The sequence below is a fragment of the Rhizobium sp. 05N430 genome, from assembly GCF_056396985.1.
Window position 1 is genome coordinate 47,271 of the sequence record NZ_JBFTMO010000024.1, and the last position, 8,446, is coordinate 55,716.

Annotated in this window: 13 protein-coding genes; 6 read left to right on the plus strand and 7 right to left on the minus strand. The window is 57.5% G+C overall.

What is annotated here, in order from left to right; translation table 11 throughout:
- Positions 1 to 103 precede the first annotated feature (103 nt).
- Positions 104 to 364, plus strand: coding sequence for a SemiSWEET family sugar transporter (locus AC1DJO_RS28095; RefSeq protein WP_477973951.1), 261 nt, complete (start codon positions 104 to 106; stop codon positions 362 to 364).
- Entirely contained in the window at positions 361 to 1,458 is a 1,098-nt protein-coding gene (locus AC1DJO_RS28100) for a sialidase family protein (protein ID WP_477973952.1), read from the plus strand. The genes AC1DJO_RS28095 and AC1DJO_RS28100 overlap by 4 nt, the downstream gene beginning before the upstream one ends.
- 253 nt (positions 1,459 to 1,711) lie before the next feature.
- On the opposite strand, the gene AC1DJO_RS28105 is transcribed toward AC1DJO_RS28100, so the two are convergent.
- Positions 1,712 to 1,978 carry a hypothetical protein gene (locus AC1DJO_RS28105; RefSeq protein ID WP_477973953.1) on the minus strand — a complete coding sequence of 89 codons (267 nt, stop codon included), beginning with the start codon at positions 1,976 to 1,978 and terminating at the stop codon, positions 1,712 to 1,714.
- Between the two features lie 452 nt (positions 1,979 to 2,430).
- On the opposite strand from AC1DJO_RS28105, the gene AC1DJO_RS28110 reads away from it, so the two are divergent.
- Both AC1DJO_RS28110 and AC1DJO_RS28115 read left to right on the plus strand, forming a co-directional pair.
- A complete protein-coding gene (locus tag AC1DJO_RS28110; RefSeq protein WP_477948295.1) occupies positions 2,431 to 2,631 on the plus strand; it encodes a hypothetical protein in 201 nt (66 codons plus the stop codon).
- A 147-nt stretch (positions 2,632 to 2,778) separates the two neighbouring features.
- Entirely contained in the window at positions 2,779 to 3,345 is a 567-nt protein-coding gene (locus tag AC1DJO_RS28115; protein ID WP_477973954.1) for a 3'-5' exonuclease family protein, read from the plus strand.
- Positions 3,346 to 4,420: 1,075 nt separating this feature from the next.
- Here AC1DJO_RS28115 and AC1DJO_RS28120 read toward each other — a convergent pair.
- From AC1DJO_RS28120 to AC1DJO_RS28145, 6 genes are all read right to left on the minus strand, one after another.
- Positions 4,421 to 4,651 (minus strand): hypothetical protein, encoded by a 231-nt coding sequence (locus AC1DJO_RS28120; RefSeq protein WP_112444000.1) that lies wholly within the window; start codon positions 4,649 to 4,651, stop codon positions 4,421 to 4,423.
- 830 nt (positions 4,652 to 5,481) lie between these two features.
- Complete coding sequence (locus tag AC1DJO_RS28125; protein ID WP_112389376.1) at positions 5,482 to 5,757, minus strand: hypothetical protein; 276 nt, start codon at positions 5,755 to 5,757, stop codon at positions 5,482 to 5,484.
- A gap of 11 nt (positions 5,758 to 5,768) precedes the next feature.
- Entirely contained in the window at positions 5,769 to 6,068 is a 300-nt protein-coding gene (locus tag AC1DJO_RS28130) for a DUF982 domain-containing protein (RefSeq protein ID WP_112443998.1), read from the minus strand.
- Positions 6,069 to 6,145: 77 nt separating this feature from the next.
- Complete coding sequence (locus AC1DJO_RS28135; protein WP_112443996.1) at positions 6,146 to 6,619, minus strand: Hsp20 family protein; 474 nt, start codon at positions 6,617 to 6,619, stop codon at positions 6,146 to 6,148.
- 165 nt (positions 6,620 to 6,784) lie between these two features.
- Positions 6,785 to 7,075 carry a hypothetical protein gene (locus AC1DJO_RS28140; RefSeq protein ID WP_112443995.1) on the minus strand — a complete coding sequence of 97 codons (291 nt, stop codon included), beginning with the start codon at positions 7,073 to 7,075 and terminating at the stop codon, positions 6,785 to 6,787.
- A 94-nt stretch (positions 7,076 to 7,169) separates the two neighbouring features.
- Positions 7,170 to 7,442 carry an usg protein gene (locus AC1DJO_RS28145; protein WP_112389380.1) on the minus strand — a complete coding sequence of 91 codons (273 nt, stop codon included), beginning with the start codon at positions 7,440 to 7,442 and terminating at the stop codon, positions 7,170 to 7,172.
- 275 nt (positions 7,443 to 7,717) lie between these two features.
- Here AC1DJO_RS28145 and groES point away from each other — a divergent pair, with 275 nt between their 5' ends.
- Both groES and AC1DJO_RS28155 read left to right on the plus strand, forming a co-directional pair.
- Entirely contained in the window at positions 7,718 to 8,032 is a 315-nt protein-coding gene (gene groES, locus AC1DJO_RS28150) for a co-chaperone GroES (protein WP_112445381.1), read from the plus strand.
- A gap of 52 nt (positions 8,033 to 8,084) precedes the next feature.
- Positions 8,085 to 8,446: TCP-1/cpn60 chaperonin family protein (locus tag AC1DJO_RS28155; protein WP_477973955.1), on the plus strand; the 362-nt coding region annotated here is incomplete at its 3' end.

Consider the following 8,446-nt stretch of genomic DNA (forward strand, 5'->3'; position numbering starts at 1 on the left):
TGACCTCGGGGAGGTTTAGAGCGGTCCTGCAGGTCGTTTGTCGACAGGGCCAAGGAACATCATACTGACAGCGAAGTTCATTGGACGAATTCTCGAGGAGTCCATGGATCCTATTTCTCTCGTCGGCTACGCCGCCTCTTCCTGCTCTGTCGTGAGCTTCATTCCACAAGCCTTAAAGGTCGCGCGCACCAAGGACACAGCGGCAATCTCGATCCGCATGTACTTTCTGACGGTAACCGGCTTCGCCCTCTGGACCGCGTTCGGCTCAATGAAAGGCGAGATTCCGATCATTCTCGCGAACAGCATCTGCTTCTGTCTTTCAGCCTTCATCCTCGCCGTGAAGCTACGAGGGCGTCGAAAATGAGCGATCAGTTGCAGATCAGCCATCACGAGGTCTTTCGTCGGCCTGGTCATTTTTCGGCGTGGCCGGCCAACTATGGTCTTTGGGCTTGGGATGAGGAAATCGTAGCCGTCTTCGCTGACGGAAAACTGGGCAGGCAAGGTGTACTCCACGCCCGTGATAAGAGTCACGAGTTCAAGCCAATGCAGGCGAGAAGCGTGGACGGCGGCGCCACATGGTCGCCCGAGACTTTTGCGGGCTTCGTGCCGGGAGGCAAGAGCCTTTCCGCCGACGAGCATCTCGCTGTACCGTTGCGCTCAGGCTCCAAGCTTCGTGGGCAAGACATTCCAGCTCTTTCTACCCCTGTCAATTTTCTGGATCCTGAAATCGCAGTGTTGGTCGCACGTACCGGCCTTGACGGTCGCGCCCATAGCTGGTTCTACCTCACGAGAAACCGCGGCCGGCGCTGGGAAGGACCATTTTTATTCAAGGGGCTCGACCTCAAAGGCCTGGCCTCGCGGACCGATATCGTCCCCCTATCAGACGACCACGCCCTCTTCATGATGACCGCAGCAAAGTCCGACGGCAACGAAGGTCGCTGCCTCTGCGTTGCGACAACCGATGGCGGGTTGACGTTTCATTGGAAGAGTTCCCTCCCGTTCGATGGAGACGGGTACGCCATCATGCCGTCGAGCCTGCGGCTTTGTGACGGTGCGATAGTTAGCGTTGTCCGACGCGGCCGGGGAATTGATCAACCGGGCTGGCTGGAGGCCTTCCGGTCTGAAGACAACGGTGCCACGTGGCATCCGTTAGGCATTCCAGTCGAGGATACCGGACCTGGCGGCAATCCCGGAAGCCTTGTTCGGTTGGGCCCGCAGCGCCTTGCTCTTGTCTACGGGTTCCGGGGCGACCGCCCTGGCATGCTTATGGTCACCAGTTCAGACGGCGGACGGAAATGGTCGGAGACGATCGACATCCGCAGGGACGCAGTGCTGCCGGACATAGGATATCCCCGTTCCGTCGTCCTCAACGACGGGCGTATCCTCTCTCTCTACTATTACAATTTCGGGAAGGAACGCTTCATCGCGGCGTCCACCATTTCGGGCGACGGTCATTAGTTCGGCCCTCGTGCCAACCCGATGTCGGCGTGGAGATCGCCCATGCCAATATCGCAGTCGTCTCGCCTCACCGGGTCGACCACAGTCCCAGGCCTCTCCTCCGCTAGTAGTCAACTGGATGACGGCATAACGAACTACAGACTGTCGAGGAAGAGCTTGTCCGTTGCAGCGAGAGGCAAGGTTTATGATCTAGTGGGGACGGCAGCGGCCGGGCGAAGCCCGACCGCTGCTTTGTTCACGCAAATGGGAAGACTCACCGGTTGGGCTCTCCGCCGCGCGAACCATCAATCGCCGTTTCATCGTCCACCGAATGTTCGAACTCGTCATTGGAAGGGTCACGGTCGTCGCTGAAAGTTGTGATTTGAATGAGGACGGCCTTAGCGTAACCTACGGCTGCATCGCCATCGAGTGATCCGTCGGAAGCGAGCTTCACAGCCACCAGCTCGTCGCCTTCTCCACGGAACTCGACCGTGATCATCCCGTCATTCAAATTTCCGATATGGGTTTCGATAAGCTGCATCTGACTACCTCTGTTGTGATCGGAGAAAACTTATTTGCCGCTGAAGAGGTTCCCGTGCGGAAGTAGACAGACATGCGGTCAGTTGCCAATAGTGCGACTAAAGCTTTGCGCCGGTACGGCGGATGTCGATCACACTAAGGCTGTGCCGACTCGGTCACAGGGTGCGCTCAGAGACTGCCCCGTTCTAATGATGGCACCGTCTCGGTGGGTGGGCTCTGTTTATCAGGCGACCCTGCTCGGTCATCCAGATTTGGCGTTGATGGACCTCTACGTGCCTTCATTGGGGCGGGCCTCTGTCCGAAGGTGAAACTCGGGCCGCTTTGCGTAATGAACGGTACCAGCGCAGCCCAGTGCGAACAGGGGTAAACCTTCGAACATTCTGCGGAACAAGGATCAAGGTGCCGAAGTTTCTAGACGGGACCATGAAGGTCTCAAACAGAGGAGAAAACACCATGGCAAATCAAGGCGGATCGCACGAGCAGCACGCGAAGGCTGGTCAGAGTAAGTCGGGCTCCAAGCAGGCTTCCCCTGGCAAGTCTTCGACCGCGAAGTCGGCGTCGCCCGACACCGGCAGCACGTCCTCCGGTAAGCAGGGCGGCTCGCATGAGCAGCACGTGAAAGCGGGCCAGCAGAGCCATAAGAACAGCCATTGACGTTTTGAGGCCCGCGCTTGTGGCGCGGGCCACCACGCCGGCGTTCTTGTGGTGCGGCGAGATGGCCGTCCCGCAGTCGGAGAAGAAGCCGACCCCGTCGTCGTTTTCCGGCTAGGTAGAACCGGCGATTTCGACTAGAGATCTATCATGAACGTGTTCCTCGATTTCGAAGCTTCCTCGCTTGGCAAGCACAGCTACCCGATCGAAATCGCATGGGTGTTCGAGGACGGCCGGTCACGGTCCCTCCTGATCGCCCCGGCGCCGAACTGGACGGATTGGTCGGCAGAGGCCGAAGGCATCCACGGCATCTCCCGAACGGCGCTAGCCAATGAAGGCGTTCCGGTTACCCTTGTCGTCCAAGAGATGATGGCGACGCTCGCAAATCATGATCTCTACGCGAGCTCACCGTCGTGGGATGGGAAGTGGCTCAGCGTCCTCCTTCGCGCTGGTGGCGTTGCGAGACACGCGCTTCGCGTTCGCAAGTCGGACGATCTCTTCGTTGAATTTGCTTCGAAGCGGCTTCACGACAGCCAAATGCGGGGCGTCGACCCTGCTGCGCTCGTCTCCGAAGTTATCGCCGGCTCAGAGCCCGCTAGGCCTGCCCATCGCGCGCTCCCGGACGCCGCCCTAGAACTCAAGAGATTGCACATGGTGCAAGAGGCTGTCGAGAGCTTAGTCGCCGCGCCGTCGCCTACCCAAATCGCCGAAGGGTGAACCAACCGACTCCGGCTTTGAGACTGGTCGGCGAATTCTAAGAACCGACGGCGAAACCGATCTCTTTGAGATGAAAGGAGGCAACATCCTCGATCCGCCTTTCCGCGATGACAAGCTGGGCGTCGCTCATTCCCGCTTCGTACGCTGGCATATCCCCGACCCGCTACATGTGGTGCGCAACATGGCATGCGCGTTGTGACCGGGAGGACGCGTCATCCGTGCGACGACGACTACGACGGACTACTGTTCTTGCCCGAGCCACCGGGGTTTTCACCGGTCTGGCATGCGTACCAGCGAACCTATGATAGGCATGGGAAACAATCCCGTCGTCGGTCGTCGCCTCGCGCAGTTGCTTCATCAAGCTGGCTTAGTTCCTCGCCGCAACACATTCGTCTTCTTCGGCGGCTGCTGCGCAGGCGATCGCGATTTCGAAGACCTAGTCCGGAACACAGCAAGTATCGTCGACGAAGCGATCAACGACATCATCGCAACCGGGCTTTCGCGAGACGCCGTCACAGCAGCGCGCGACGCTTTGATCGCATGGAGGCGCCGGATTCGGCGGTCTGGCGGGCGCTGAACGTCACTGACCTGCCGGTGTTGCGATGGGTTCGGTACCAGTGGCGAGGGTCTTCAAATCATCGTCCAGATCGTCGGCCTATGGCAAGCCGAGTCAATCATCCCGTTGCTCGCTGCTGGAGAGCATCAGCTCGACGCGCGGCCTTTGTCCTCAACTCTGAATGTTTCCATTGATGCGACACGGCCTTTTCGAAATGGGCGCCGTGCCGCTCTGCCATAAAGTCTATCAGACGCCGCATCTTCGCTACCCGCTCGCCTCAATCACGCTGGTGATTACCGCCGAACGGAGGGACGCGGCCGCAATTTACCGGAACTCTGGATGGGCCGCGTTCTTGTCGACGTTTGGCCTTGGAAGTCGGCTTCGGGCATTGAAAAGGAATTGCGAAGCAAACCCGCGTCTCGCAACGGCATCAGAGAACGAGAAATCCCCTCTAGGACTACTGCTCTAGGGACAAGCCTGTCATCCTGCCAAGTGAGATGCCGCCAGCCTGTAAGCGCTTCACTGGGCAATCCAGGCAAAGCGCCATTCGTCGGGTTGACCTAGCGCGTAATTATATCTGGCCGTACCGGTCAAATCTTGTCTGGCCTTCATCTCGTCCATCAGCCAGGCTGCAGATGGAATTCCCGGCAGCTGACAACGATGCACCGCTCCTGCCACTTCATCAAGGGTTCCCACCCCGATGTTGGGAATGGCTCCAGGCCTCATCAGGGTCCAACTGTACTGTTTCATGCAAGCTCCACCATGACCTGTTACATAGCGCGCCCTCCACACTTTGGGGGGCTCGGCCGCGCGGCCACGTGCACACGACCGAATACAAAAATGCACTTGGCCGTGTTCTGGTTCCTGCGCGGCTACACTGAAGTCCAGCACATTAAGCGTGTTGCCATGTCTTCGGCTTGATGGTTCAGTCGGCACGGCTGAAACAGGCATCAGCCTTCTGGACCCATCCAGCTCTTGGCCCGCCCGACGTTCTCCGGCGGGCCTTTTGCTAGATTGGCGAATCTCAACAGAGCATTGACGTCATCGTTTGACGGGACGCCCAAGACTTTGCACAGGCCCACGCTTGTACGATCTCCACACGTGCGGCTGGAAGGAATAGGCATGATCGTCGGTAACTACGGCCGCGCGAGGTTCACCCGCGAGGCCGTGGTAGATCAAAGCAAGCCAACAGCGCCCGGGGTAAACGACAACGCTTCTGATTAAGCACGGGCCGCGGGGCCTCGAGCCTTGGCCGCAATATGCGTTGCGCGGTCACGATGAGGCAGTTCCTTGAGACTTAGCGGGGGTTGATCACCTGCCATGTCGCTCGGTTGCCGCCACCATCTAGGTGGCAGCCGAAACCCTAAACGAGATCGCTACCACAGGAAGTGCGTGTCTGCATTCCAGCCTTCGTGTCGGCTCATACGGGCAACGTGTCGCCACATCGATACCGTCGTTTCGATGCACGGCTTTCGAACACCGTGCATCTCCTCGACCACAGGGCCAAATCCTCATCTTTTTAAACCGCAGTCCGGCATCCCATTGGGGAAAGGTCCGTACTTCCGGTGTGGTGCACGGAACTAAGAATTCCGCAAATCGAGTTCTATTAGTGCTGACTGAACCTCATCGATTAAGACCGGTTCTGGCGTTCCCGGCAAGTGCCGAAGCGCCGGCTTCGAGTCGACCGCGTAAAGGTCGGACGCCCACGCAGCAAGGATCGTCCGTTTGTCATCGGTCGAGAGAGACGACGCCTCTACAACATCTGTCGGCCGTCTAAGATGCATCCCCCGCATCAACACAATCGGACCCATTGTTGCTGCATTGTCGATCAACTGCTGCAACACGATGTGCCTCATAATACTTGACCTCACTGCACGTGGGGATCGCGGTCGCTTCGCGCGCGAGACGCCACGACAGCAGATGTTTGAGGCGCAAGAAGTTCATGCTTCTGCGCGAATGCTACAAACAAACCACGCGCCGTCTCCGCTTCGATCTCGCCACGAAGCGCCGCCTGGCATGCTTTAAGGGCGACTGAATGCGCCGTGTCCCTGAACGAAGTGGGCCACTCAACAAGATGTCGGTAAGCATCCATGACGGTGCGAACTTCTGCAGGAAAGCCAAGGCCGACGAGAATGGTGACAGGTTTTCTGAACATATCGGGTTTCATCGTTCTCTCCTTTCCAACCCGGAATGTCGATGGGCGCCATCGCGATGGCGCCGCTGACCATTGAATGAACTAAAAGGTCACGCCGCCTTCTGCGCTTCGATCTGCGCCGGAGCAGTCGACGTCAACGCAGGCGTACTCTGGATTGAGATCTTCCTGGGCTTCAATGCTTCAGGGATCTCACGGACCAACTCAATCGAGAGAAGGCCGCTGTTCAAATCTGCTCCGTTCACCCGGACATGGTCGGCAAGCTCGAACCGGTGTTCAAACGGGCGTCCGGCGATGCCGCGATGCAGGTAGCCATCGGCCGGTGTCTCCTGCTTCTTACCGGTGACGGTCAGCAGATTGGACTGGAAAGTGATATCGAGATCGTCCTGTGCAAATCCAGCCACCGCAATCGAGATCGTATAGGTGTCGTCATTGTTCTTGACGATGTCATAAGGCGGCCAGTCATTGGTCGACCGGGCACGCTGGGCGTTCTCCAGAAGAGTGAAGATCCGGTCGAAACCTACGCTCGAGCGGTAGAGAGGTGCGTAGTCGTAAGATGTTGCCATAGCCATATCCTCCTTGAAGCAACATGGGTACGAGAGTGCCAAAAGCGGCGCTCCCGGCGAAGTCAGCCCTGTCTCAGCGGCTGGCAATAATCGATTTGGTTTTAGCGATTTTCCATTTCAAGATCGGCTGCGCATTTTTTTCGCCGATCGCAAGTTGCCCCATCGTCAGTGCACTGAGCGACTGAGAACGCGATGCGGGTACGCTGCTTTGAACTTTGAAATCATCGCGCAGGCTTGCTGCAGTACCCGTTCGGTCGCTTCGGGATTGTCGCGCGCAAGTTCGTCGGCGTTTATGCGGATCGCTTGCGCCATATTCGCCGACATCACAGCAAAACGGCCCTCACCGTAGACAAGTGCATCTTGCGAGGCAGTCTCGAGCCAGCGCGCGAAATCAACAATGATCTCCTCCCTCTCCGGGATGCTGGCACCTTTGATGACTTTAATGTTTTCTTCCATGTGGTCTCACTCCATACAGACGTGGAAAGCGACCGGACTGATCAAGCCCCGATCGCCGGGTGAGCTAGGAAGCGGAAATATCAAAATCAAGAGTTCAGTGAAGCTTGAACTCGCCTTCGACACGGCGCCATTCGTTCGGTCCAATCAGACGTCGGTGTGTATAGCGGACGGAGTGTAGCGGTCCGTCGAGGCTGTTGCGCCAGAAGTCCAGGAATTTGCGCATTTCTGGAAAGTCCGGTGCAAGATCGTAGTCCTGCCAAACGTAGGTTTGCAGGACGGATTCAAAATCGGGAATGCGGTAGAGGATGTGCGCGGTGGTGAGGCCGTAGCCGTTAAGCTGACGCTCGAAATCCGACGAGAATTGCATGCTTTATCTCCGTTTCATGACACTGCGAAGGTGACGTAAAATCATCCATCTATCAACGGTATTCTTGAACCATCAAAGGCGTTTATTGTTCCTTTCCAGCATGTTAGCAGCCAGCGACATCGAGTGCTAATTTTTTCTCCCGCCCCTCTTGAAATCACAAAATCTCGAAAATAAATTTTGAACGCGAACGCTCAGATGAGGTTCGCCCCGTCCGGATTGGTCACCCGGTCCGGCAGGGGATTTTGCGTCATCTTTTTTGTCCAATGGAGGAAAACATGTCGTTCCGACCGCTTCATGATCGCATTCTTGTCCGTCGGGTTGAATCCGAAGAAAAGACCAAGGGCGGGATCATCATCCCTGACACTGCCAAGGAAAAGCCGCAGGAAGGCGAAGTTGTCGCCGCTGGCCCTGGTGCACGCAACGAGACTGGCCAGATTCAGGCGCTCGACGTCAAGGCTGGCGACCGCATTCTGTTCGGCAAATGGTCCGGCACCGAAATCAAGATCAACGGCGAAGATCTGCTGATCATGAAGGAAAGCGACGTCCTGGGCATTATAGAAGCTCAGGCCGAGCAGAAGCGGGCCGCGTAATCACGCATTACCGCCCATCAGTCAAAAAGCTGCCTATTGAAGGAGTGAACAAATGGCTGCGAAAGAAGTCAAATTCAACACCGATGCACGCGAACGCATGCTGCGTGGGGTCGATGTCCTTGCCAACGCCGTGAAGGTCACGCTTGGCCCAAAAGGCCGCAACGTTGTCATCGACAAGTCCTACGGCGCGCCGCGCATTACCAAGGACGGTGTTTCGGTCGCCAAGGAAATTGAACTAGAAGACAAGTTCGAGAACATGGGCGCCCAGATGCTGCGCGAGGTGGCATCGAAGACCAACGATCTCGCCGGCGACGGTACCACCACCGCAACTGTCCTCGCCCAGGCGATCGTCAAGGAAGGCGCCAAGGCCGTCGCCTCCGGTCTGAACCCGATGGACCTTAAGCGCGGCATCGA